Genomic DNA, 24274 nt, shown 5'->3' on the forward strand with positions numbered 1-24274 from the left:
CGGTTCCCGCCGACAACGCTGTTGCCGACAGCACCACCAACGCGATTCCCGCCGACAACGCAGTTGCCAACAGCACCACCAACGCAGTTCCCGCCGACAAAGCTATTGCCGACAGCACCACCAACGCGGTTGCGGTCAACGTCGCCGTTCCGGATATACCACGTTAAGCAATTAAAATGTGCCCTCGGGGCTCCTTCATGGGGGCGCCGAGGGCACATTTCTCCTTCCAAGACGAGGCAAACACCACACTTACCTCATCCACCACAGCGAGGGCTCGAGCAACCAACCACCTTCACATGATGCGAGCCCTCACCGTTGACTCTAACGCACTCCGCGTAAGTTTCTAAGCTGAAACCTAAGATTTCTTTAAACGAGTAATGAGCGCACGGGCGGTCACTTCCATGACATGGGGAAGAGCCTCAATCCTCTGCTGCAAAACATCTGGATGAATGTGGCGGGCCGACGGGCTCATACCGATCTGCGCGGCAATGGAGGCCTGGTCCAAACGCATGGTGAATTCCACGGGCTGGGATGGCCCGACAGGCGTGAGGTGCCCCGAAGCTTGCGAAATCATGCGCTGTACCTTACCGTCCTCCACGTCCAGGATGCCCAAGGGCTCGCGTAGCTCCGATAGGTGCCCACGGTCCGCGGTGAGTACCACTACCTCGCCCTGAGGCTTTAGGATACGGGCGAATTCAGCCGCATTGCGGGGTGCGAAAATAACGGTGATGGCATCCACGCTAGCGTCGCGGATAGGAAGGCGAGACCATGCATCCGCCACCACGGCCCCCACGCGCGGGTGTGCGTGCGCGAGGCGCTTAGCCGCAGCCGTGGACACATCAACACCAATCCCCCGGGCACCCTCCACGGTGTCGAGCAAGTGTGCTAAATAGTAACCGGTGCCCGCACCGATCTCCACGATGCCCGGCTTGGCATCCGTTGATACTCCGGCCTCGTCAAGGACTTCCTCAACGGAGTGCGTGACCGCTTCCACAAAGGGTGCAAAGTGGCCACCGGAAAGGAATGTCTCGCGGGCGTCGATCATGGAAGCATCGTCGCCTGAATACCGCAGGCCAGAGCCACCGGCTAAGGTGACATAACCTTGGCGAGCAATGTCATAACTATGGCCCGATTCAGAGACCAACGTCTTCCACTTGTCGTCCCCCGAGGCTAAGGCGGTGCCATCGACGGGATCCGCCAGCAGGTCAATGACGTCTTCCAGCACTGACTATTCCTTCCAGCAAAATTGATTCCGTTATTTATAACACTATCTTCGGCTGGGCAGGTAGACGACTCCCCAGCAAACTAACCCGAATGGAATTTATAGTGCCCCACGAGCATGGGCACTCCATCTCACGGGCCACCACATTCCCAGCGACTCAAAATGCGAAGCCCCGCGACCTCGCGACCGCGGCTTTGCAAACCTGCCGCTGATCACCTACTCGCTCAATCACCTCATTTCTAGCGACTCAACCACCACATTTCTAGCGGCTCAGCCACTGAATGAGCGTACGGGCGCCGAAACCGGTACCCAGCGGGGTGATCTCATCGTAAATGCCCTCCGCACGCCCGGGTCCGGCAATATCCAGGTGGACATGGGCCACGCCCCGGGTAAAGCGGCGCACGAACATTGCCGCAGTAGTTGCTCCTGGTCCCGGTGGGCACTGACGCACGTCTGCAATTGTGGAATCCACATCGTCTTCTACGTACTCCGGCGTGGGCATCGGCCACCATCGCTCGCCGACGGAAGCACCCCGGCGCGACAACTTCACACCCACACCCCAATCGGGTGCAAACACGGCACCGGTTCGCAGGCCCAGCGCAACCTTGGCTGCGCCAGTCAATGTAGCGATGGAAACCACTGCTGCCGGTTTGTGCTTACGTGCGCCGTAATTCACGGCATCCGCCAACAACAAACGACCTTCTGCATCTGTGTTGGTGATTTCGCTGGTCAGACCACCATAGTGCTCGATCACGTCACCGGGACGGAAAGCCGATGCACTGGGCATGTTTTCTGCCATTGGAATCAATGCCACGACCTTGCGGGGTACCTGCATCTCGGCAAGCGCTTGGAAGGCGCTCAGTACACTGGCTCCTCCAGTCATGTCCGTGCGCATGGAATCCATGTTCGCGCTGGGCTTGATGGAGATACCGCCAGTATCGAAGGTCACACCCTTGCCAACCAGCACGACGGTCTTGCGCCGGCGCTTCTGCCCAATTCGTTCTGGGTCCCACACCAGTTCCACCAACCGCGGTGGACGCACAGAGCCCTGCCCCACCGCCAGGATGCCACCGAAGCCTTTTTGCTGCAGCCATTCTTCGTCACGAATGCGTACCTTCACGCCCTCGATGTCTTTAACGGCCTTCTTAGCTTGTCGCGCGAACCACTCCGGCGACTTCACATTTGCCGGAGCGTTGGCCAAGTCCCGGGCCAGACACGTCGCCGCACCTAAACGCGCTCCGGTTTTCACGGCGTTCGCCAGGTGCTCGGACGTTGCCGATTTGCCGTTACCCGGCAAAACGATGTGGGCGCGACGAACCTTGGGCTTGCGACGTTTATTGGTGGTGACGAACGTGTGGTTTCCCACCGTCATCCCAATAGCCAAAGAACGTAGGTTATCCGCACTCACGTTCGCGGGAACGCTCACCTGCACCAGGTGTTTCTTGGCGCGGACCGGGTGGCCTTGAATCAGGGTGCTCAGACGGCGAACTATATCTGCACCCGCAGCGCGCCAGCCGTCGTCCTCGAAGTCCTCCGCGTGGGTCAGATCCAACAACGCCGGGCGCGAACCTTTGAGTCCGTAGACGAACGACCCATCGGCTTGGATTTCCATTCCTGGGGACGGAGCGGCGTCGGAGGAGAGAATGGAAACCTCGATGATCTCGCTGGACTCGAGGCGCTCCCCCGCGGTCAATTCAACAACTCTTTGCGGGATCGAGGGTATGGGGGCAGTAGTGGGCACTTAGTTTTCCTCCTTCAACGGCGCATGTGGTGAAGATTGGTTGTCAGTGCGGGCAGCGTTTTCCAGCTCCGCCAAACGGGCGTGAACGTTTTCAAGGTACGCGTCCACTTCATCCTGTCGGTAGCCTCGCAACCCCAAGGAAAACTGGACCTGGGTGACCGAAGCGGCCGTCACTGGAGCCTGAGTGAGATTACGCCAGTGCTCTTGTGAAGCAGGCCCTTTCTTCACATCAGGCAACTCTTCCCCACGCCCGAAGACGTTCCCCAGAAGGAACGTCAACAACGCAGCCACAAGCACGCCACCGGCGAAGGACAACAACCAAAACATGATTATTAATCTACCTGCCGAGTGGTGAGCCGTGTCTAATGCGGTTGTGCTGGATCGTCGAAATGGTCGCCGCGAGTTAGGTTATCGATCCGACGCTGCACTTGCCGCTGCTGTTCGCGTAGTTTTTCCTTTTCCTCTTCCAGCGATTCCACCTGGCCATTGTGAGTATCTTGGCAGATCCGAACAGCCTCCAGCGGATCGTCGGTGACGTAGAACAAATCCACATCTTCGGGTGAAATCATGCCCTCATCCACGAGACGAGTGCGGATCCAGTCCACCAGTCCGCCCCAGAATTCGCTGCCGATCAGGATGATGGGGAAACGCTGGATCTTGCCGGTCTGCACCATCACTAGGGATTCAAACAGCTCATCCAAGGTCCCAAAACCACCGGGCAGGCAGATAAACGCCTGCGAGTACTTCAGGAACATCGTTTTGCGCACGAAGAAGTAACGGAAGTTGATGCCCATATCGACCCAACGATTGAGTCCCTGCTCCATAGGCAGCTCAATGCCTAGGCCAATGGACATGCCCCCGGCTTCCTGCGCACCGCGGTTGGGGGCTTCCATCAATCCTGGGCCACCACCGGTAATGGTGGCATAGCCGGCCTTGTGGATCGCCTCGCCCAGCTGCACACCCGTCTCGTAATAGGGATGTCCTTCCTTGATACGCGCGGATCCGAATACCGTGATGGCTTTCGGTAGCTTCGCCAGCGCACCGAATCCGTCGATGAACTCGGCTTGGATTCGCATCACACGCCACGGGTCTGTGTGCAACCAGTCAGTTTCTTGCTGGTCGCGCAACAGTCGCTGATCTGTGGTCGATGTATCGCCATCTTCACGCTGCCGCCCCCGCAAGATCACGGGGCCACGGTAGCGGGTTTCTTGAGGGGGAGTCATCGTTGCTCTTTCTCTCTTCGGGTAGGTGTCCTGTACTTTTCTACCGCCGGGTCCACCTTTTTGCTTGACAGTGCCCCGCCCCACCCCTCTTTCTTGACCGCCTCGTCGGCTATTTTTACTCGACGCCCCCCTGCCCCCGACTGTCGCCCTACGCAGTGAGGAAACTGGTCAGCTGCGCATGCACCTGCTCAATTTGTGCCACGGGGCAGCGTTCATCGCGAGTATGACACAGGCTGGGATCGCCAGGTCCGAAGTTCACGGCGGGAATACCCAGCGCGGTGAACCGTGCCACGTCAGTCCAACCGTACTTCGCTCGCACGTTACCCCCGGTGGCCTTAATGAGGCTGGCTGCAGCGGGCTGATCCAGCCCCGGGCGCGCCGCGGCCGCCGTGTCATCAATTTCCACGGCGAATCCCTCCGCGGGCGCATCGGGAGTACCCACCTGTAGCACATCGAAGGTGTGCTGCAGGGCTTCGTCCACACTGCGATCCGGGGCGAAGCGGAAGTTGATGAAGGCCCATGCCTCGTCCGGAATGGTGTTCGTGGCTACCCCGGATTCGGCAATGACTGCGTTGAGTCCCTCCTTGTATGTCAGGCCGTCAACTTCAACATCGCGTGGTTCATAGTCGGCGACTCGGACTAGCACGCGCGCAAGGCGGTGCAAAGCATTATCCCCCAGCCAGGACCGCGCGGAGTGCGCGCGTTTGCCCAGCGCGGTTACTTTCACGCGCAGTGTTCCCTGGCACCCTGCTTCAATCAACCCACCGCTGGGCTCACCCAGTAAGGCCAGCTTGCCATCGAGCAATTCCGGATCGGAAGTGACCAAGTGATTCAGGCCATTAAACTCCGTTGCCACTTCTTCACCTTCGTAGAGGACCAAGGTCATGTCCCTCGTAAGCTTCGGAGAGTTGGCCAAGGTTGCAAAAGCTTGGGCATAACAAGCCGCGCCGGATTTCATATCCACGCTGCCAAGGCCGAAAATGGTGTCCTCCCCCGTATGCGGGTCCGGACCACGCCGCGAAGGCACATTGTCCGCGGGGGGAACCGTGTCGATATGCCCGGCTAGCACAATGCGGTCCCCCAGATCGCGATGTGTTCGTGCCACGAGCGTATTCCCGCGACGATTCACCTCAACATTGGGAATCGCGCGCAGCGCTGGTTCAAGCAGGTCAGCGATGGTTTTTTCGTGGTGCGATTCACTGTAGATATCAACCAAATCAGCGGTTAACTGTACCGGGTCGACCGTAAGGTCGAGCTGTTTGTATTCCATATCACCTTTCATACCCCATCAATATCACGGGTAGTATCGCAAGCCATTTTTCGCGTACTTACAGTGCATTAGTTCCCGTGTGGTGTAATTCATGCATGAGTTCTGCTAAACAAACCGAAAGCTCCCAGCTGGGGCATGGCCTGAAGACGCGCCACCTCACAATGATGGGGCTCGGCTCCGCAATTGGTGCGGGCCTCTTCCTCGGCTCCGGTGTTGGCGTGCGCGCCGCCGGCCCGGCCATTCTTTTGTCATACGTTGTCGCCGGTGTGCTAGTCATCTTCGTGATGCGCATGCTCGGTGAACTCGCCGCTGCGCGCCCGGCATCCGGCACCTTCGCCACCTACGGTCGGCAGGCCTTCGGCCACTGGGCCGGGTTCTCTTTGGGATGGCTGTACTGGTTCATGCTGATCATGGTGATGGGTGCGGAAATCACCGGAGCCGGTGCCATCATGGGTAGCTGGTTCGGTGTGCCGGGCTGGATCCCGGCATTGGTTGCGGTGGTGATCTTCACGATTGTTAACCTCGCCGCCGTGCGCGGTTTTGGTGAGTTCGAATACTGGTTCGCCTTCATCAAGGTGGCTGTCATCGTGATCTTCATCCTCATCGGTTTTGCCCTGTTGTTCGGTTTGTTCCCTGATTACGACTCCCCCGGTTTGAGCAACTTTAGCGATTTCGCCCCCAATGGTATTGCCGGTATCGCCGCTGGCCTGCTGGCCGTTGCTTTTGCATTTGGCGGCATCGAGATCGTGACGATCGCTGCTGCGGAATCCGAAAAGCCCAGTGAGTCCATCGCTTCCGCAGTCCGCGCTGTGATCTTGCGTATCTCCATTTTTTACTTGGGCGCAGTCTTCCTCATCGCGGCGCTGCTGCCATTCAAGACCCTCGGCGCAGCCGAATCTGCTGCGGAATCTCCCTTCACGCGCGTCCTCGAGCTCGCGGGTATCCCCGGTGCCGTCAAGGGCATGGAGATCGTGATTGTCCTGGCGTTGCTGAGCGCGTTTAACGCACAGATTTATGCAACCTCCCGCCTCGTGTTCAGCTTCTCCAAAACCGGTTACGCGCCGAAGTTCTTCGCCCAGGTCAACTCCTCCCGCGTTCCAATCCGCGCGGTTATCTCTTCCCTGCTGTTCGCCTTCATCTCCGTTGCACTGCAGGTCTGGGGACCCGCGAACCTGATCGGTATCCTGTTCAACGCCGTCGGGGGTTCCCTCCTGGTCATCTGGCTCATGATTGCGCTGTCTCAAATTAAGCTGCGCCCGCAGTTGGAGGCCGAGGGCTCTTTGCAGGTCCGCATGTGGGCATACCCCGTGTTGTCCTGGATCACGGTCATTATGATCCTTGGTTTGACTGCCCTGATGCTGTTTGATGCACAGGCGCGCCTGCAGGTTCTCACGGTTGCCATCGCTTTCGCAGCCCTGTCTGCGCTGGGCGTCGTCATTGGAAAGAAAGCCGGCGACGACCACACGAAGGATGCCTTGGTTTAGCCCCCAGAGGCAGCGGCAGTGGGCGCACCTTCGCTAGACTCTGTGGTTATGACTGCAGCTTTTGGTAATGGATTTGCAACGCTCACTGCCGATGGAACCGTGCTGGATGCATGGTTCCCAGAATTCGATCTCATTGATGAGACCTCTTCGGCCGACTTCAAGGGGGGAACGGTCACTCGGGGGAATGAGGAACTCGACCCCTCCGCCCAGGGCCTCGTTGGCTCTGACGATGTGCGCGGTGTAGCCCGCGTAGCCATCCGTACTACCATCGCCGACCTAGATGCGGCCCCTGCCGATGCTTATGATGCATACCTTCGCCTCCACCTCATCTCCGGTCGCAAGTTGCAGCCGCACGGATGCAACTTGGACGGTGTCTTCGGCAAACTCACCAACGTTGTATGGACCAACCATGGCCCATGCGCGGTAGAGAACTTCAATCTCACCCGTCAGCGTCTGCAGGCCCAGCGCGGCCCAGTGACGGTCTACAGCATCGATAAGTTTCCTCGCATGGTCGATTACGTCGTCCCCACTGGAGTGCGCATCGGCGATGCCGATCGCGTGCGTTTGGGTGCTCACCTCGCCGAAGGCACCACTGTGATGCACGAAGGCTTCGTAAACTTCAACGCAGGTACCTTAGGCTCATCCATGGTGGAGGGCCGAATTTCTGGTGGCGTGGTCGTGGGCAATGGCTCCGATATCGGTGGCGGCGCATCCATCATGGGCACCTTGTCCGGTGGAGGCAAGGAAGTCATCTCCATTGGCGAGGGCTGCCTTCTGGGCGCCAACGCCGGTGTTGGCATCTCCCTAGGCGATAACTGCACCGTAGAAGCCGGCCTATACATCACCTTCGGCACCAAGATCACCGTCAAGGGAGATGTTGCCCAGGCACTAGGTAAAACCGATGGCGACATCGTCAAGGCCGCAGACGTTTCCGGCACCTCGGGTGTTCTGTTCCGCCGTAACAGTGTGACCGGCGCTGTCGAAGCCGTCGCAGGCTCTGGCCCGATCGAACTCAACGAGGACCTGCACGCCAACTAGTGCACGGGGAACTGTCGACTCTGGGTGTACCGTCCCATGGCGGGAAGGCGCACGCCAACTAGTGCGCCCGGAACTGCCCGTCTGCCCCATCAGGAAGCTTCAGGGACAGTTCCACTGCCCTTAAACCAAGCCGTGGTTCCAGCTGATCCGCTGGTCGCGGCTTATATTCTGGATACGTATCCTCACCCACGATTGGCGCACCCAAGTAATTCATCAGCGCCCTGATCTGATGAGTGTGCCCGGTCGTCGGCCGTACCTCATAGCGCCACCTGGGTGGCTGGTTTTTTCTTTCTGACGCCACCGGCCCCAGCAACCGCACCCACGTCTTCGTCTGCTTACCTATGCCCTCGGAAACCTTCACTTGGGGATCGTGCGCGATCTTGGCCATTCCCACTGCATAGTGCACCCACGCCTCGTGTCCCGGCAGGTAGACCGTGGAATCGGCATGGTACGTCTTGTGCACTTCCCGGCGTTGAAATTGCGTTTGCAACGCGCCACGCGTGCGCGGACGACGGGACAACACCAGCAAGCCTCCTGTGAGCCGGTCGAGGCGATGGATGGCCACCAGGTCCGGTTCTTCCCGTCGCACGCGCAGCATGGTCTGCACGCAGGCTCGCATGAACTGCCCGTTAGGGGTGCTGGGCAACCCGTGGGGCTTGTCTACCACGAGTACATCCTCGGTTTCCGCGACGATGGGGATATCCAGGTTCAGCAAACGTTGTGGCTCGCGCCCGACCCTAGGGTGAAACCAGGCGGGAATGGCCCGGGGTAGCGTCGAACCAGCAGGCAAAACTGTGCCCGGTGCAAAGGGGGAATCTCCCGCTGCGGCGGCAAGATAGACCACGCCGTCGTCTGGGACGCGCTCTCTCAAAACAATTCGTTGGGCGGAGATGCCGTCGATGGGGTCCGGTCTGTACGTTGTCATCGGGCGGGGTGGGCGATCAGCTGCCGCGGTTACTTCCCGAAGCCCTCCGTGATGCGACGGGTGGCGGCCTCGATGCGCTCGTCGGTGGCAGTTAAGCCAATGCGCACGAATTGCTGGCCACGCGGACCGTAAAAATCACCAGGTGCGACCAGGATACCCAGCTGGGCCAAGCGGGCAACGGTCTCCCGGCCATCACGGCCCTCGGTGGCCCACAGGTACAGTCCGGCTTGGGAGTGCTCAATGGTGAATCCGGCTTCCCGCAACGCGCTTTTCAGCATGTCGCGGCGATGGCGGTAGAGTTCGCGCTGCAGAGTTTCGTGACCATCTTCTTCCACAGCAGCCACCATGGCAGCTTGGATGGGGCCGGGGTTCATCAGTCCCGCATGACGACGGATTTCCAGCAGTTCTTGAATGAGCTGCGGATCTCCTGCCAGCCAACCCGCGCGGTACGAGGCCATGTTGGAGGTCTTCGACAACGAGTGCACCGCCAACAAATTACGGTGGTCGCCGTCGCATACCTGTGGATCTAATATGGAAACGGGTTTTTCACCCTCGAAGCCTAGGCCCAAGTAGCATTCGTCGGAAATGATGATGGTTCCGGTGCGCCGCGCGTAATCCACGAACTTGCGCAGGTGTTCTACGCCCAACACCTGACCGTGAGGATTGGCCGGGGAGTTCAGGTAGACCAGCGAAACCGGCTGTGGACCGAGTTTCAGCAGAGAGTCGCTGCGCAGCACGTCAGCGCCGGCCAAGCGTGCAGAGACTTCATAAGTGGGGTATGCCAACTCAGGGATAACCACCGTATGGCCCTCGCCGACCCCCAGCAAGGTTGGTAGCCACGCAATTGCTTCCTTGGTGCCGATTACAGGCAAAACTGCATTCTCGGGATCAAGGCCCGTTACCCCATAACGGCGCTGCATTGCGCCTACGATTGCTTCCCGCAGACGCTGTGTACCCTTTGTCTGGGGGTATCCGGGCACCGCTGCAGATTCAGCGAGTGCCAGCTGAATGCTGGGCGCAACGGGGTCGATGGGAGTACCGACCGAGAGATCCACAATTCCATCGGGATGGGATTTGGCCTGCGCGGTTGCCTCAGCCAAAGAATCCCAGGGGAAATCCGGCAAGCGATCGCCCACTGGCTTTCGCAAGACCCGTGGTTGCACACCCGAAGCGTCAGTCATAGCCACCTACTGATTAATCCTGGTTCTGTGGAGGCAGGGCAGCCACCATCGGTGGGTCGAAATCCTGTGGGCCCAGCTTGGCAGCACCCCCCGGGGAGCCGAGGTCGTCGAAGAACGCCGCATTTGCGTCGTTGTACTCTTCCCACTCATCTGGCACATCATCTTCATAGAAGATCGCTTCCACTGGGCACACTGGCTCGCAAGCACCGCAATCCACGCACTCATCAGGGTGAATGTACAGCGCACGCTTGCCTTCATAGATGCAATCAACCGGGCATTCTTCAACGCATCCACGGTCCATCACATCCACGCAAGGCTGCGCAATGGTGTAAGTCATCGTTGGTTACCGAACCTTTCGCAGTTGTTCGAAGGTGCATGCAGTGGTTAGTCACACCACCGCCAAAACTTCAGTGGTTCAACTCTACAATCATATGCTAATTCAGTCGCGATCGACCTCAGGAAAACGTGGTCGCATTGGCCACATTCCTCCGGCAAGGCCGACTACCAACACCAGCATCGACCACAGTGTGGAGGGGACGAGTACGGAGCTAGCCCCGGGCAGGAACGGCCATGCGGAAAGCACCACAAAGCCCAACAACCACACCATAAGAGGAATTCCAGCAAGCACTCGGTTGGGAGTCCACAATAGCGCGGTACGGGTGATAACCGAGTTGAACCATCCTGCAAACACAATGGTCCACGGCACTGGCCAGCTGGTTCCATCGATGGTCACCCTGGTACCCAAGTAGAGCACCGCAATGAATAACCCACCGAGCGCGCCGATCGTCAACCACACAATGCCGGAGACCTTTTCTCCCCTGGTCGTATCCATTCGCACCTGCGATTTCGTTGGGTGACCCCAGTCTGGCTCGGCGGTTTCGACTGTCTTGTCGCTGGTCACGCTGGTGTTTTCCTTTTCATCTCGCTGTGTTGATTCCGGGCTGGGTTGGTTCTGGTCCGGGCTGGTTCCGGGCTGGGTTGGTTCTGATCCGGGCTGATTCTGGGCTAGGTTGAGTCTCTGGCCCGGGCTGATTCCGGGCTAGGTTGGTTCCGGGCTGGGGCAGTAACAGGCGGAAGTAGTGGCGGGCGCGGTATAGCTAGGCTAAGACACACGCCGCTCCTCCGCCCCTCTTGCAACTTACTCCGTAGCCGATTCCCCTGCGAAGAGGCGTGCAGCGAAATCCGGTGCAGCCTCCTCCGCGGTATACCCGACGGCGTAGCTTTCCTCGTTCAGCAAAGGCAGCGTCAACATGTTGGACAGGCAGTAGACCACGGGCTCGCTGTACCGCGCCTCAGAGTTCACGTCCGTGCGCGTGCCATCGGCCACCCACACCTGGGTGGCGTGCGCTGCCATCGCCTTTTGCTTAGACGCCACGTCTTCTGCGGAACCCGAGACGACGAAGTCCACCGCATCGGGGTTCACCAAAGAATCCACGCCTGCTACATCAGCTTCCGTGGCCATGGTCCACCCCTCCGGAGCCTCCACTGATTCGAGGGCCGCCATGACTTTGGCCCGATCCGTCACCGCCCATAACACCTGCTGTGGCTCCCACTGTGTTCCGCGCAGTTGTTCCACCGCCGCGCGCGTAATCTGGTGGGCACGAATGTGATCGGGGTGGCCGTATCCCCCATCGGAATCGTAGGTGATGATCAGCGAGGGGCGTCGGGCCCTAATAAGATCCACCAACTGTGCCACCTGCGCCACAAAGTCATCCGGGCGCCCGGTCGCCGCAAAAGCCCTAGAGTGTTCGATCGACGGGGTGCCGGCCATACCCGAATCGCGCCAGCAGCCGGCCCCGCCCAGCAAAAGCGGCCCATGATCGATTCCCAGCGCTTGCAGGGCTCGCTGCAGTTCCGCGATTCGGTAACCTCCCAGCATGCCCGTGCCTTTGGGGTGCTGCGAATTCTCGACAAGCCGGGCGTACTTCTCCCCGATGACCTCCCCCTCTTCGCCTAGGGTGCACGTCACATTGGTGACCTCGTGCCCCAGCCGTCGCGCTTTCGCCAAGGCCAGTCCCGTCCAGATGGATTCATCGTCCGGGTGCGCATGTACGGCCATAATTCCGTTAGGCATGGCTCCTCCTATGTTTACTGTCCCGTTGTAGCTGTTGGGGCGGCGCTGGATGGTTGTGCTTCGCTGGGTGACGGCACATCGTTCGGTGACGGCGCTGCAGTGGTCTGTACATCCCCGATAGTCCAACGCGCCGCCGTCGGGAAAATTCCACTCATCGGGCTCAATGGCCAGTCGGCCAGATCTGCGCTCGGGCCCTGCAACCTGGAATTAACCGCTACCAGCTGTTGCTCGCCCAGCAGTGGGAGGATCACATTTTGCGCGGCCACGGCTTGGTCAATCAACTCCCTGTCGCCAAACAACCGGTCCGTGTCGCTCGTCAGTGCGCTACTCAGCCGTCGATCGACTTGCGGTGAGCAGAACCCGCTGGTGTTGTTACCAATTTCTGACTTGGGGGCCGACGCCCCGCTGCCCGAGCCTTCCGCCCCGCCGTGGTTTGTCGGTGTGGCCGAATCGGGTTGTCCCGAGGCATTGCCCGAACCCGCGTTGTTTTGCTGGGTCGCCTCACCGTGGTCTGTGTTGCCTTGATCTGCGTTTTCTTGAGAGTCAGCGTTGCTCTTGGAATCTGCGCCAGACTCAGCGGCCCCGGTCGCTGCAGTAGACCCGGTTTTCTTCTTCCCCGGTGTTTCGCCAGCGGCGGTGCAGCCAAATTGATCAGCGTACTGACTCGGGCTGGCAGGACTGTGTTGCCAGTGAGCAACGAGGTCCACCGAACCGTCGACGAGAGCCTTGGTGTGCAGCTCGTTGGCCTCCATGGTCTTCACCGACGCATTGAATCCCGCCTGCGACAGCTGGTCCGCAGCGGTACGGGCCGCGTTGACTGCCATCGAATCGTCAGTATCCGCGCCAATGACCACGGGTGTATGGGGAGCATTCGTAATCTTTTCGGGAGTTCCCGCCAACACGTCCGGAGTGATATCCCACTTGGGCGCAGGGGGCTCGGATCGCGTGGAGACAATCTTGGCAATCACGTCACGGTCCAGCGACCGCATGATCAAGCCACGGGTTTTCGAATTCCGCATGGTGGTGCTGCGCAGGTTCGCCGTGAGGTTTAGCTGAACCGCCCGTCCAGCCGTGCGTTGCTGCACGTCCTTGATCTGGGCAAATGACAACTCAGACTGTTCGGCCGGGCGCATAGCGACCATCTGGATCTGTCCGGTGCGCAGCATCTGCACTGCCGTTGGGGTATCGGGAACCGCTGCGAAAACCAGCTTGTCAGTTTCTGCTGGTTTAGCGCCCCAAAAACGGTCATTGCGCTGCAACTCGATGATGCCGCGGCCCGAATCCACGGCAGATACGACATAACGGCCCGCCGATGCCGCAGACGAGCCTTCCATCATTGTGCCGAACACGTGGTTTTCCGCGCGATAAATGTGGCTCGGCAGCACGTGACGGAAGAGTTCTTTCCACGGCACGTATGGCTCTTTCATCGTGACCGTGAATTCCGTGGCGGAACCGTGCGAGTCGAATGTGGCAATGCGCCGGTACCCCCCGGCACGTTCCACGCCCGGGGTGTTTGCCATCACAGAAACTAGGTATTCAAAGTCGCTGCTGGTCACCGGGGTGCCATCGGACCACTGCGCTAGCGGGTTCAGTTTGTACTTGATGGTGGTGGGTGCATTTGGGTCATCCGGAATCACTTCGCGCATCAAGTTGTCGTCCTGCACCCAGCCTCCTGGGCCAGGCACAAAAACACTGGGCAACGTGAGGTCTGCGATTGCAGAGGTCAATGGCGATTCATTGCCCGCCAAGTGGGGATTCAGGTTCGTGGTGAACGCATCCACCCCAACCGTGATTTGTTTGCCCTTGCCTCGCTCGTCCTGATTCAAGGGCGCGGGCGCGGTGGTCGACGTTGCTTGTTCTTCGACCGTTGGTGCATCCCCGGGGTTGGCTTGGCAAGAGGCCACGCTAACCGCGGCAACCGTGGCCATCGCAGCTAGGCTGACCCGCATGATGTGTTGTGAAGTCATATGCGTGGCCTTTTCTGACGGGGCTGGTGGTGGACGCGAGATGGCGAGGTTTGGCAGGGCAATTACTTGTTGCGCTGCTTTTCGCGGGAACGAGCACGCGCACGCTCGGTAGCGTTGAGGATGGTTTTGCGCACGCGAACGACGTCAGGGGTGACCTCTACGCACTCATCCACGCCACAGAACTCCATCGCTTCTTCCAAGGTGAGGTTGCGTGCCTTGGCCAGCGTCACAGTAGCGTCTGCTGTAGCAGAACGCATGTTGGTGAGCTTCTTTTCCTTGGTGATGTTAATGTCCATATCTTCATCACGGTTATTGGCACCAACAACCATGCCCTCGTAAGCCTCGGCGCCTGGCTCCACGAAGAAGGTTCCGCGATCTGCCAGCTGTTGCAATGCGTACGCCGTAATCTGACCCGAACGATCGGCAACGAGGGAACCGCTAGCGCGGTCCTTGATTTCACCGGCCCATGCTTCGTAGCCAGCGGAGTAGCTGTTGGCGATACCCGTACCGCGGGTTTCCGTCATGAACACTGTGCGGAAACCGATGAGACCACGGGCGGGAACCACAAAGCGCATGCGCACCCAGCCGGTGCCGGTGTTGTCCATGCCTTCCATGCGCCCCTTACGGGCAGCCATCAGTTGGGTGATTGCGCCCAAGTGCTCTTCCGGCACGTCGATGATGAGGTTTTCGTATGGCTCCTGCAGCTGACCATCAACGGTCTTCGTGACCACCTGTGGCTTACCCACGGTAAGCTCAAAGCCTTCGCGACGCATGGTTTCAACGAGCACGGATAGGGCCATCTCTCCGCGGCCCTGAACTTCCCACGCATCCGGGCGCTCGGTAGGAAGCACGCGCAGGGAAACGTTACCAATCAGTTCCTGATCCAAACGTGCCTTGACCATACGCGCAGTCAGCTTATCTCCGCCTCCCTTACCTGCCATGGGAGAGGTGTTCACACCGATCGTCATGGAGATCGCGGGCTCGTCCACGGTGATCCGTGGCAACGCAACTGGGTTTTCTGGATCGGCCAAAGTATCGCCGATCATGATGTCGTCAATACCGGAGATCGCAGCGATATCACCCGCGATAACCTCCTCGGCAGGCACGCGGGTCACGCCAACGGTGCGCAGCAGTTCTGCGATTTTGGCGGTTTTGGTGTGCTCCACACCGTCTTCGTCGTAGTGAATCCAAGCCACCTGCTGCCCCTTGCGCAGCTTGCCAGCGTGGATACGAACCAGTCCGATACGCCCCAAGAAGCTGGAAGAGTCCAAGTTGGTGACGTGTGCCTGCAATGGCCCGTCCACGTCCGCACTTGGTTCAGGCAGGACTTCATACAGCACGTCGAACAGTGGCTGCAGATCTGGAGAATCTGGCACGTTGCCGTTGCCTGGGTTGTCCGTAGATGCCTTACCCTCGCGGCCGGAAGTGTACAGAACCGGCAGGTCCAGCAGCTGCTCGGCGGCCTCTGCAGCATCTTCATCCAAGGTGGAGGCCAGCTCCAGCAGCAGATCCTGGGATTCCTCGACAACCTCGTCGATACGGGCATCGGGACGGTCGGTCTTGTTCACGCAAATGATCACTGGCATCTTTGCAGCTAGGGCCTTGCCCAGCACAAAACGGGTCTGCGGCAGTGGCCCCTCGGATGCATCCACCAGCAGAACCACGCCGTCAACCATGGACAACGCGCGCTCAACTTCGCCGCCGAAGTCGGCGTGGCCCGGGGTGTCGATGACGTTAATGATCAGATCGGTTCCATCTTTACCAGCGCCCGCACGTCGGATGGCGGTGTTCTTGGCGAGGATGGTGATGCCCTTTTCCTTTTCCAGGTCACCAGAGTCCATCACACGTTCTTCAACTTCTCCGTGGGAGGAGAAGGCGCCCGATTGGTGGAGCATAGCGTCCACGAGGGTGGTCTTACCGTGGTCGACGTGCGCGACGATGGCAACATTACGGAATTCAGTCAAAGACACAGATCCGATTCTTCCTGTCCTATTTTGGGTCGGCCCGCGGTGGCGTCGAGTGCAGCAAAGCGGGTCCCGATGCCGCACTTCGCTACATAGCGCATGCGGACGTGAAAAAATTACTGTTCAATCCTACTCGCAAACACCAGATCTACGCAGTGGGCACGGCCGTTTCACCACCCTCACCCCTCCACTACTTCCACCCCATTTTTAACCGACGCCCTCCTGACCAGCAGAAACACCTTCGGCAGTTCACATGCGAAGATATATTTTCGTTTTTGCTTCCGATTTGGTCTTAGGTGCTATTCTAATCAAAAGTAAACTAGCACGTGACAAATGTGACATATGTGACTAATGTGACTGCTATCTTTGACAATCTGTAACGAGAAGCACCTTTTGAAAGGTTCACCATGGCACTCTCCCGCTACTCACGTCGCGCCCTCGCTGCCCTGACGGCCGTGAGCGCACTGGCAGCTCCCGCTGTCATCACTCCCAGCGCGGCTCAAGCTCAAGTAGCGCGCTCCGCTAGCCCAATCGATAACTTGGGTCGACCAGCCCCACACGTGCTGAACCAGCTTGAGGCGATTTCCAAGAACCCGCAGCTTCCCAAGGAAGTTCGTGAGAAGATCGCCAAGGCCGTGAGCTTCTTCCGCGGCGATGGCAAGCCAGGCGTGAAGGTGCCACAGGGTGGCCCAGCATTCACACAGTTCGGCTGGCCAACCGTTTCCGGTAAGTGCATCGGCGGCAAGAACAAGGCCGTGGGCACCGCAATGGCCGTTCCTGGCCCCGCTAAGCTGCCACTGCCAGGAGTAAAAGCTGGCGAGGTCAACTTCGTCTTCACCGGCCTGGGAACCGGCACGGTGTCCAAGCACCAAAAGGCCCCGATGAACGTACGCTGGATCAACCTCAACACCGGCAAAATCGGCATGACCAAGCTCGGTTACACCGGCATCAATCCCGATGGCCCTGCCACGGTTAACGGTGCAGCCAAAACCGGTCGCGGAACCGTTCTCGCTCTGCTGGAAGGTGGCGTAACCACCTACGAGAAGGAATCTGGCAACACCCACTGCTCGTTCCTGCCCACCGCTGCGATCATCAACGTTCGCTAGAGGCTTTTGCACTAGGGGCGCTGGGGTTTATACCCCCAGTGCCCCGTTTGCGTACCCCAGAATTGTTTGCACGCTGCGCCGACAGTTAAGCCTCAGCTCTGCCACACGCTCGACCAGTGGTGGGCACCGCTCCAAAAATGTCAGCATACTGCACCAACGGTTAAGCCTCAGCTCTGCCACACGCTCGACCAGTGGTGGGCACCGCTCCAAAAATCTCAGCACGCCACCGCACCACCCACGAGGAACACCCCACCACAGTGCGATCGCATACTGAGATCATGCCCCACCTGCACGAAGGAAGACCATGCATGAAATCGATCTTCACCCCATAAAAACTGAAACGTTCGACATCGCCAACCAGATCAACATTGATCCAAAAGGCAACCAGCGCCACGTGGATCGCTACGAGGTCAACAATGGCTGCCTGTACATGGGACGCGTTGCCGATCATCCCGATTTCTCTTACCTTGAATCATGGTTGCTACCGGAAAACAATTTGCGGGTCAGTCGGTTCCACTTTCGCGAAGGATTCAAACCCTCCCAAGAGCTATACGTTGATATCGCATTGATCACTCAAGAAAGCACGAACGACAGCGCCGTGTGGACAACGCGGGACCTGTACGTGGATTTGGTCAGTCACAACGACGGCACCTGGGATCTGCTGGACCTAGATGAACTAGGTGCCGCGGTGGAATCCGGTTATATTACCGCCAAGGAAGCTGCGACGGCGCTGATCACCACGCAATCCGCGATCGATGGGATTTCGACCCAGGGGTTTGCTGGGTGGATCGAGAGCTTGGGCGTCGTGATGACATGGCCAGTATGGGAAGCAAAGCCGCAGAACACCGACAACCACAACCCCAGCTAACGGTACTGACACGGGCAAGGGAAGTCGATTGGTCAGCAGGACCAGTCCTTGCGAGAAAGCGAACTCGAGCGTATGGCTGGAGGCATGCCTAAATAAATAATTGTTATTGGAGGCCACGGTAAAGTGGCACAGCTCGCTACCCCCCTCCTCGTGAACGAGGGATACGACGTCACTTCCGCGATCCGGAATCCACATCACGTGCCCGATATTGAAGCTCTCGGCGCCAAGCCCGAGATCCAGGACGTTACCGAGTTGAGCGTTGAGCAATTCGCAGACCTATTGAAGGGCCACGATGCCGTCATCTGGTCCGCGGGTGCCGGCGGTGGTTCCCCTGAGCGGACATACGCTATCGACCGCGATGCAGCGATCAACTCCATTGCAGCCGCCAAAAAGGCTGGCGTTGAACGCTACGTCATGGTCTCTTACTTCGGAGCTGGACCAGACCACGGGGTTCCTGAAGATCACTCCTTCTTCGCCTACGCCGAATCCAAGGCGGCGGCGGACACCGCACTGCGAGAGTCCAACCTGCAGTGGACCATCCTCGGCCCCAGCACTTTGACCGAGACCGACGGACGGGATTCTATTGACGCCGACGCGTCCGAGGCCACGAACGTTTCTCGAGCTACAGTCGCCAACGTCATTGCGCATGCGGTGTTCAATAACGACACGGTGGAACGCGCGATCAATTTCAATGAAGGCGATACCCCCATTGCCGCGGCTTTAAACCCAGAGCTCTAGATCTTAAGCTCTGCGCTTTAATAGGTACTAGGTACTAGGTACCAGGACCCACGCGGTTTACAGCGCGAGAGGCTGCGGGCAGTCTGACTCGTGATGCCGAGGGCAGGAAACGAAAACGACGGCCCCTACGGTGGCGAATTGAAACCTCCGCAGTGGCCGTCGAAAAGATGGTGTGACCTGCTATCCGAGGATCTGGCGCCCCATCACCATGCGGCAAATCTGGTTGGTGCCTTCGTAGATTTGCGTGATTTTCGCATCACGCATCATGCGCTCAACGGGGAAGTCGCGGGTGAAGCCGTAACCGCCGAGCAGCTGAACGGCATCGACAGTGACCTCCATCGCCACATCAGATGCGAAGGCCTTGGAACCTGCAGCCATAAGCCCCAGCTTCTCGCCACCTTCCGCGAAGCCACGCTCTGCGTTGGAAGCCGCGGTGTAAATCATCAAGCGGGCAGCATCGATCTTCATCTTCATGTCTGCCAGCATGAACTGGGTGTTCTGGAAGTCCGCAATGGATTTGCCGAACTGCTTACGCTCCTTGACGTACTTCACTGCCTCGTCGAACGCGCCCTGCGCAATACCCAGAGCCTGTGCGCCGATCGTTGGGCGGGTGTGATCTAGGGTCTGCAGTGCAGTCTTGAATCCGGTGCCTTCTTCGCCGATCATGCGGGATGCAGGAACGCGGCAATCCTCGAAGTACAGCTCGGCAGTTGGGGAACCCTTGATACCCAGCTTGTGCTCCAAACCGCCAACGCGGAAGCCTTCGTCATCCTTGTGAACCATGAAGGCTGAGATCCCACGCGCGCCGGCCTCTGGATCCGTCACAGCCATAACGGTGTACCAGCTAGAACGTCCGCCGTTGGTGATGAAGCACTTGGAACCGTTGATGACCCATTCATCGCCATCGCGGACAGCGCGGGTCTTCATCGCAGCGGCATCAGAACCGGCTTCACGCTCGGTCAGCGCGTAGGAAGCCATCTCGCCGTTAGCTATGGATGGGAGAACTTCCTTCTTCAACTCATCGGAGCCGTTCAGGATCAGGCCCATCGTGCCAAGCTTATTCACTGCTGGGATGAGGGAGGAGGAGCCACACACGCGGGCAACTTCCTCGATGACAATAACTGCGGCTAGGGAGTCGCCACCCTGGCCGCCGAACTCATCGGGCACGTGAATGGCATTGAAACCGGAAGCGTTCAAAGCCTCTAGCGCCTCTTCAGGGAACCGTTCGTTCTCGTCGACATCCTTGGCGTGTGGAGCAATTTGCTGCTCGCTCAGCTCGCGGATGGCCTGGCGCAACTCGATGTACTCATCGGGCAGGCGGAACAGGTCGAAATCAGGATTGAAACCCATCGCGCAGTTAACCTCGCTTCTGTGTTCTACGGTGATTGATCTATTTCAATGTAACCACACCCGTTCACATCGTTATTGAATCCTTACCCAAAAAGGCACATATTTTTATGGCATGGCCGAGGAATCACGATACGGTTGTAAACATGAAGCCTTTGCACTTTCGCTCCGCTCGTACCCTCGGGGTCGCATCACTTTCTGTAGTGGCGCTATCACTCGCCGCATGTGGGGCGAATGACCCATCGAACGATCAGGGATCGACCGTCTACGGTTCTGATTCTTCTCAGCCCTCGAATGCCGCGAACGCATCGGACCACCTGGGCGCTGACGGAAGTGGCACCCAAAGCGGCGACCCTTCGCAACAAAATTCGAAGCAGAAAGCCCTCGCGAGCGCCGATAGCAACGGGCTGTGCAAGACTAACCAACTGGAGGTGACGGTGACACCCGAGCAGGGAGCAGCTGGCACCTCCTACTACAACATCGTCTTTGAAAATCGCTCCAATAGGGAATGTGCCCTCAAGGGTTTCCCCGGCGTGTCCTTGGTGAAAGACAATAACGGCTCCCAGATCGGCCGTTCCGCTCAGCGCGAAGAGGGCATCCCCGCGGAGGCGGTCGCGCTGCGCCCGGATGAAAAAGCAATGGCTAGCCTAGGTATAACCCGTGCCGAGCTGCATGGAGATGCCTGCACACCCGTGCAGTCCACCGGGGTTCGCGTTTACCCGCCGGAAGAAACCCTCGCCGCATACGTCCCACTCAAGGCCACCGGTTGTGAAGGCAACGTGGAGACCCTGAAGATCCGGCCGGTGCAGCCCTACAAGCCGGCACCGGGAACGGCGAACGCTAGGTAAGCTTTGGCTTCTTTTTACCTAGTCGCGGCCCTCGTTGCGCTTCTCACTGTGGGCGCACGGGGGTTTCAGCTTTCCCAGCGGGGCTTGTTTTGGGATGACTTGGTCATCCCATCGTTCTATTCAGGATTCAACCCCGTTGGAGGTCAGCCCACCTCAGCCATGGGTGAAAACAGCCCGTTGGCCACACCACCGGGTGTTCCCGGTGTTCCCCCCGCCGATCCAGCTTCCGCACAATTCGCCGCCGAGCAGCTCCGCTCCGCTCTGGGCAAAACAATCCCCGATGCCCACGCTTCCCTCCCGGAGCGACTTTTCACTCCCTATGATGGCCACCTCATGCCCGGTACCAGCGCGCTCCAACTGGCGGTTTCACGGGCCGATCCCCTGTCGTGGCATGTACCCGCGGTGCTCATTTTCGGGCTCACGATTGTGCTAGCCATCGGTTGGTTTCTCGTCGCACGGAGAGCCATCCAATGGGGCGCTTCTCCTGGCCTCGCCTTAATCGTCTACACCGCCGCGTGCGTATCCCCATTCCTCAGCTCGGCCACAGGATGGTGGTCGGCAGCGATCAACGCGTTGGCATGGCAACTGGCCGCCGTGGGAATCCTGCTTGTTGGCCTGCGCACGAAGAACGGCACCGTGGCGTTGTCTATCGCTTTCACCGGCATCCAATTAACGGCTTTGCTCTTTACCGAAAAAGCCCTCAGCCTCGTCGCCATCATTGCCACCGTGACGTGGGTGCGCGCCCAGGTACAGCGCCAACCCCGCTTACTGCGAGCCACGATTGCCCCGGCGGTGCTGACTGTTGCATGGGCCGCCTGGTACCTCTCCGTCGCGGGATTCCACGATGATTCCGAAGGCTTCGCCGTCACGACTGCCGTCCCGAAAGCCTTAGCCACGCTTGTTCTTCCTGGCATGATAGGCGGGCCCTGGGTGTGGGATCGATGGCATCCGGGTTCACCCTTCGCGGACTTGGCGCTGGGTATCGCTGTGCCACTCTTCCTCGTGATCGTGACGGGGTTGCTCTACCTGGCTTGGCGAGTGCTTTCCAACTCCACCCGAAGCACCCGGCGCGCGATGCGCGTCCTTGCAATGATTGTGGGCGCCAGCTTCGCTTATTTGGCCGCGGTCCTAGTGGTCATGGTCCGGGCGCGTACTAGTACGGGCACCACGGATCTTCTCCCGCGCACCCCCCACTATTACGCGGATTGGTGGACTTTCACCCTCGTGGTGGTATTGCTGGGTGGGATTGCCCTTTCTTCCCGACGCCCCTCCGACCATCCCCCTGCAATCCCCACAGGGCGCCGGTTTTCTGTGGCCGCGATGTTCTTGGCCATTTCTGCCACGATATCCACTGTGACCTGGACAATGACTTGGCAGGATGATCCCACGCGGGAATACCTAGCAAATCTCCGCCAGACGGTGGTGGATCCACAGCGGGCGGGCACGCTTTCCCCCTTACTCAGCCAGCCAGCACGAATCGATGTGCTGTCCCCGCTTTTGCACCCGTTCAATTCAATCAACGCAATAGCGGGCGTACCAGTGGCTACGCATACCACGCAACCTAAAGTTGTGGACGATTCGGGACGATTAGTGGACGCGGGTGTGCTGCGCGTGGCGTCGAATAAAAAGGGCACTGAGCCCCAGTGCGGAACCCGCATTACGGCGGGTAAACCGCGCGTGGTGGTGCTGGATCAGCCACTGCCTTTCGGGGATTGGACGTGGGAGTTCAATGCGGCGGCGACACAGGACGCGCAGGTCCGGATCAGTATGCCGAATGGTTTACAGTCGGCTTCGGAAGTCTCGAAGCGGGCGGTCACGGTGCCCGTTGGGACGGAGCTCCAAACGCAGTGGGTGCGGATTAATGGGGTGGGTGGAACTATCGCCTTGGAAGTGCAGGGGGCCGAGGGGACCAGTGTGTGCTTAGGCGAGGGAGCGATCGGGCCATTGCTGCCGGTACAACAGTAACGGCAAACAAGCCGTCCCGCTGGGGCTGTGCGGAGAACTAGCACGTGGCTCGCTCGCCCCTTTTCATCGCGCTAGTCTTCGCCTGCCGTGCCCAAGTGACGATCGATGTAGCGGACGGCCAGACCGGAACCGTTGACCGCCTGGTAGTTCACGTGGATACCCTGGCCCACGATGAGGTTAGGGATGCCTGCATAAAACGCAGCTTGTTCCCGCGGATCCAAGCGATCGATGGTCGACTTGGCCTGAGCCCAGGGGGAGAAACCGGTGAGGATTGCGCTGCGGGCAAAAGCCTTCGTCAACGGCGCAGCTGACCGTGGAGTATCGCAAACTAGATCACCACGGCGGCAAATCTCGAGCACCCGGTCATTGAGTTTGCCATACCCTCCCTTGAGCTCTCCGAAAGCGCCATCAGTGCGTGGAGCGCCACCTGCCTGGGCAACGTCGCCGTGCGCGGAGCGGTTGGGGTTGGCGATCATCACGGCGGAATCCAAACGATTAGCGGCAATGGGACCGCGCCCATACGCAATATCATTAACGATTCGCGAGGCAATATCAGATCCCATGGAGTACCCAATGATGCTGAACGTGGCCTGCGGGCAATGAGCAGCCTCGCGCGCGATGAGGGTCCGTGCCTTTTGATAGCCGTTCGTCCGAGTTTGCTCGTAGCTGTAGGCGCCACCGGGGATCGAGGAGAAAGATGCATACCGATCCACCACTTTTCCGGGGTGATTCACACGCAGCTGGGAGCCCACCTCTGCGGTGTAGGCTCCTACAGGCAGGGTTTCCGGAAGATTGGCCGCAGTGTTTGCTCCACCGGGCACATTAACAACGATATGCGGTGCACACCCCCGAGGGGCCAAGGACGTACCCACCTGGGATGACCCAATGGAAACATGGTTGAGGGGCAACCCTGGCAGGCTCGGTAGCTGGGCCTGCGCGGTGGCACCGGTGGATGAAGAAACATTCATACCCACGGTTCCAGTGATAACTGCGGTGGCACCGACCGCCGCGATCATGCCTCGGGTGACCTTTGCCCGGAAAGATTGTCGACGTGAGTTCACAGCTTGAGTTGGCTTTGTAACCGCCACTGCAGCAGTGTGAGTAAGTTTGTTCACCGTATGTGACCTCATTGTTCCTCGTGTACTCGCCGCCTCGTTTAGGGCAGGCGGGAGCAATTGACTTCGATCGGCCTGATGCGCGGGATCGCAAACAGACAGGGTAGTCCCACGCCAGTCGGTTCGAGAGTCCAATACTTTATAAATTTAAAACCGCAGTGATTATATGCGACGCGCGTGAGGGCGTCCACACCAGCA

General features: G+C 59.1%; 21 protein-coding genes. 7 read left to right on the forward strand and 14 right to left on the reverse strand.

Annotated features, from left to right (window positions below; translation table 11 throughout):
- Positions 1–355 precede the first annotated feature (355 nt).
- The 5 genes from HMPREF3098_RS02620 to dapE form a co-directional block, all read right to left on the reverse strand.
- The gene (locus HMPREF3098_RS02620; protein ID WP_070433871.1) at positions 356–1225 is read right to left on the reverse strand and encodes a methyltransferase domain-containing protein; all 870 of its coding nucleotides are present in this window, start codon (positions 1223–1225) and stop codon (positions 356–358) included.
- Between the two features lie 259 nt (positions 1226–1484).
- A complete protein-coding gene (locus HMPREF3098_RS02625) occupies positions 1485–2963 on the reverse strand; it encodes a leucyl aminopeptidase family protein (protein WP_070433872.1) in 1479 nt (492 codons plus the stop codon).
- Positions 2964–3290 carry a DivIVA domain-containing protein gene (locus HMPREF3098_RS02630; RefSeq protein WP_070433873.1) on the reverse strand — a complete coding sequence of 109 codons (327 nt, stop codon included), beginning with the start codon at positions 3288–3290 and terminating at the stop codon, positions 2964–2966.
- A gap of 35 nt (positions 3291–3325) precedes the next feature.
- The gene (locus HMPREF3098_RS02635; RefSeq protein ID WP_070433874.1) at positions 3326–4186 is read right to left on the reverse strand and encodes an LOG family protein; all 861 of its coding nucleotides are present in this window, start codon (positions 4184–4186) and stop codon (positions 3326–3328) included.
- 148 nt (positions 4187–4334) lie between these two features.
- Entirely contained in the window at positions 4335–5456 is a 1122-nt protein-coding gene (dapE, locus tag HMPREF3098_RS02640) for a succinyl-diaminopimelate desuccinylase (protein WP_070433926.1), read from the reverse strand.
- Between the two features lie 95 nt (positions 5457–5551).
- Between dapE and HMPREF3098_RS02645 the strand changes: the two genes are divergently transcribed.
- Both HMPREF3098_RS02645 and dapD read left to right on the forward strand, forming a co-directional pair.
- On the forward strand, positions 5552–6940 hold the full coding sequence (locus HMPREF3098_RS02645) for an amino acid permease (RefSeq protein WP_070433875.1): 1389 nt from the start codon (positions 5552–5554) through the stop codon (positions 6938–6940).
- A 48-nt stretch (positions 6941–6988) separates the two neighbouring features.
- Positions 6989–7978 carry a 2,3,4,5-tetrahydropyridine-2,6-dicarboxylate N-succinyltransferase gene (gene dapD, locus HMPREF3098_RS02650; RefSeq protein ID WP_070433927.1) on the forward strand — a complete coding sequence of 330 codons (990 nt, stop codon included), beginning with the start codon at positions 6989–6991 and terminating at the stop codon, positions 7976–7978.
- Between the two features lie 58 nt (positions 7979–8036).
- On the opposite strand, the gene HMPREF3098_RS02655 is transcribed toward dapD, so the two are convergent.
- The 7 genes from HMPREF3098_RS02655 to typA all read right to left on the reverse strand — a co-directional run bounded on the left by HMPREF3098_RS02655 (position 8037) and on the right by typA (position 16095).
- Entirely contained in the window at positions 8037–8903 is an 867-nt protein-coding gene (locus HMPREF3098_RS02655) for a pseudouridine synthase (RefSeq protein WP_070433876.1), read from the reverse strand.
- A 29-nt stretch (positions 8904–8932) separates the two neighbouring features.
- Positions 8933–10084: a succinyldiaminopimelate transaminase gene (gene dapC / locus HMPREF3098_RS02660; protein ID WP_070433877.1), complete on the reverse strand. Its 1152-nt coding sequence runs from the start codon at positions 10082–10084 to the stop codon at positions 8933–8935.
- Between the two features lie 13 nt (positions 10085–10097).
- Positions 10098–10421, reverse strand: a complete 324-nt coding sequence (gene fdxA / locus HMPREF3098_RS02665; protein ID WP_035115101.1) for a ferredoxin — start codon at positions 10419–10421, stop codon at positions 10098–10100.
- A gap of 102 nt (positions 10422–10523) precedes the next feature.
- The gene (locus HMPREF3098_RS02670; RefSeq protein WP_083283981.1) at positions 10524–10985 is read right to left on the reverse strand and encodes a hypothetical protein; all 462 of its coding nucleotides are present in this window, start codon (positions 10983–10985) and stop codon (positions 10524–10526) included.
- A gap of 237 nt (positions 10986–11222) precedes the next feature.
- A complete protein-coding gene (gene mshB, locus HMPREF3098_RS02675; RefSeq protein WP_070433878.1) occupies positions 11223–12158 on the reverse strand; it encodes an N-acetyl-1-D-myo-inositol-2-amino-2-deoxy-alpha-D-glucopyranoside deacetylase in 936 nt (311 codons plus the stop codon).
- A 14-nt stretch (positions 12159–12172) separates the two neighbouring features.
- The gene (locus HMPREF3098_RS02680; protein WP_070433879.1) at positions 12173–14125 is read right to left on the reverse strand and encodes an ABC transporter family substrate-binding protein; all 1953 of its coding nucleotides are present in this window, start codon (positions 14123–14125) and stop codon (positions 12173–12175) included.
- Positions 14126–14187: 62 nt separating this feature from the next.
- Positions 14188–16095, reverse strand: a complete 1908-nt coding sequence (typA, locus tag HMPREF3098_RS02685) for a translational GTPase TypA (RefSeq protein WP_035115107.1) — start codon at positions 16093–16095, stop codon at positions 14188–14190.
- Between the two features lie 401 nt (positions 16096–16496).
- Between typA and HMPREF3098_RS02690 the strand changes: the two genes are divergently transcribed.
- The 3 genes from HMPREF3098_RS02690 (at position 16497) to HMPREF3098_RS02700 (ending at position 18801) form a co-directional block, all read left to right on the forward strand.
- A complete protein-coding gene (locus HMPREF3098_RS02690) occupies positions 16497–17195 on the forward strand; it encodes an Rv1157c family protein (protein ID WP_070433880.1) in 699 nt (232 codons plus the stop codon).
- Between the two features lie 304 nt (positions 17196–17499).
- Positions 17500–18063 (forward strand): ribonuclease FAU-1 family protein, encoded by a 564-nt coding sequence (locus tag HMPREF3098_RS02695; protein WP_070433881.1) that lies wholly within the window; start codon positions 17500–17502, stop codon positions 18061–18063.
- Positions 18064–18159: 96 nt separating this feature from the next.
- Positions 18160–18801, forward strand: a complete 642-nt coding sequence (locus tag HMPREF3098_RS02700) for an SDR family oxidoreductase (protein ID WP_246815821.1) — start codon at positions 18160–18162, stop codon at positions 18799–18801.
- A gap of 180 nt (positions 18802–18981) precedes the next feature.
- Here HMPREF3098_RS02700 and HMPREF3098_RS02705 read toward each other — a convergent pair whose 3' ends face one another.
- Positions 18982–20151, reverse strand: a complete 1170-nt coding sequence (locus HMPREF3098_RS02705; protein WP_070433882.1) for an acyl-CoA dehydrogenase family protein — start codon at positions 20149–20151, stop codon at positions 18982–18984.
- A gap of 143 nt (positions 20152–20294) precedes the next feature.
- Here HMPREF3098_RS02705 and HMPREF3098_RS02710 point away from each other — a divergent pair, with 143 nt between their 5' ends.
- Positions 20295–20996 carry a DUF4232 domain-containing protein gene (locus HMPREF3098_RS02710; RefSeq protein WP_070433883.1) on the forward strand — a complete coding sequence of 234 codons (702 nt, stop codon included), beginning with the start codon at positions 20295–20297 and terminating at the stop codon, positions 20994–20996.
- Positions 20997–20999: 3 nt separating this feature from the next.
- Entirely contained in the window at positions 21000–22961 is a 1962-nt protein-coding gene (locus tag HMPREF3098_RS02715) for a DUF2339 domain-containing protein (RefSeq protein ID WP_070433884.1), read from the forward strand.
- A gap of 71 nt (positions 22962–23032) precedes the next feature.
- Here the strand turns inward: HMPREF3098_RS02715 and HMPREF3098_RS02720 are convergent, their stop codons facing one another.
- Positions 23033–24076 (reverse strand): cutinase family protein, encoded by a 1044-nt coding sequence (locus HMPREF3098_RS02720; protein WP_168155978.1) that lies wholly within the window; start codon positions 24074–24076, stop codon positions 23033–23035.
- Positions 24077–24274 lie beyond the last annotated feature (198 nt).

The organism is Corynebacterium sp. HMSC28B08 (assembly GCF_001806865.1).
Taxonomy (GTDB): domain Bacteria; phylum Actinomycetota; class Actinomycetes; order Mycobacteriales; family Mycobacteriaceae; genus Corynebacterium; species Corynebacterium auriscanis.

What these genes read in the sequence shown, in the direction of transcription:
- HMPREF3098_RS02630 (WP_070433873.1), bottom strand. Translation starts at nt 3,290, where the DNA reads ATGTTTTGGTTGTTGTCCTTCGCCGGTGGCGTGCTTGTGGCTGCGTTG.
- HMPREF3098_RS02635 (WP_070433874.1), bottom strand. Translation starts at nt 4,186, where the DNA reads ATGACTCCCCCTCAAGAAACCCGCTACCGTGGCCCCGTGATCTTGCGG.
- dapE (WP_070433926.1), bottom strand. Translation starts at nt 5,456, where the DNA reads ATGGAATACAAACAGCTCGACCTTACGGTCGACCCGGTACAGTTAACC.
- HMPREF3098_RS02645 (WP_070433875.1), top strand. Translation starts at nt 5,552, where the DNA reads ATGAGTTCTGCTAAACAAACCGAAAGCTCCCAGCTGGGGCATGGCCTG.
- dapD (WP_070433927.1), top strand. Translation starts at nt 6,989, where the DNA reads ATGACTGCAGCTTTTGGTAATGGATTTGCAACGCTCACTGCCGATGGA.
- HMPREF3098_RS02655 (WP_070433876.1), bottom strand. Translation starts at nt 8,903, where the DNA reads ATGACAACGTACAGACCGGACCCCATCGACGGCATCTCCGCCCAACGA.
- dapC (WP_070433877.1), bottom strand. Translation starts at nt 10,084, where the DNA reads ATGACTGACGCTTCGGGTGTGCAACCACGGGTCTTGCGAAAGCCAGTG.
- fdxA (WP_035115101.1), bottom strand. Translation starts at nt 10,421, where the DNA reads ATGACTTACACCATTGCGCAGCCTTGCGTGGATGTGATGGACCGTGGA.
- mshB (WP_070433878.1), bottom strand. Translation starts at nt 12,158, where the DNA reads ATGCCTAACGGAATTATGGCCGTACATGCGCACCCGGACGATGAATCC.
- HMPREF3098_RS02680 (WP_070433879.1), bottom strand. Translation starts at nt 14,125, where the DNA reads ATGACTTCACAACACATCATGCGGGTCAGCCTAGCTGCGATGGCCACG.
- HMPREF3098_RS02690 (WP_070433880.1), top strand. Translation starts at nt 16,497, where the DNA reads ATGGCACTCTCCCGCTACTCACGTCGCGCCCTCGCTGCCCTGACGGCC.
- HMPREF3098_RS02695 (WP_070433881.1), top strand. Translation starts at nt 17,500, where the DNA reads ATGCATGAAATCGATCTTCACCCCATAAAAACTGAAACGTTCGACATC.
- HMPREF3098_RS02705 (WP_070433882.1), bottom strand. Translation starts at nt 20,151, where the DNA reads ATGGGTTTCAATCCTGATTTCGACCTGTTCCGCCTGCCCGATGAGTAC.
- HMPREF3098_RS02710 (WP_070433883.1), top strand. Translation starts at nt 20,295, where the DNA reads ATGAAGCCTTTGCACTTTCGCTCCGCTCGTACCCTCGGGGTCGCATCA.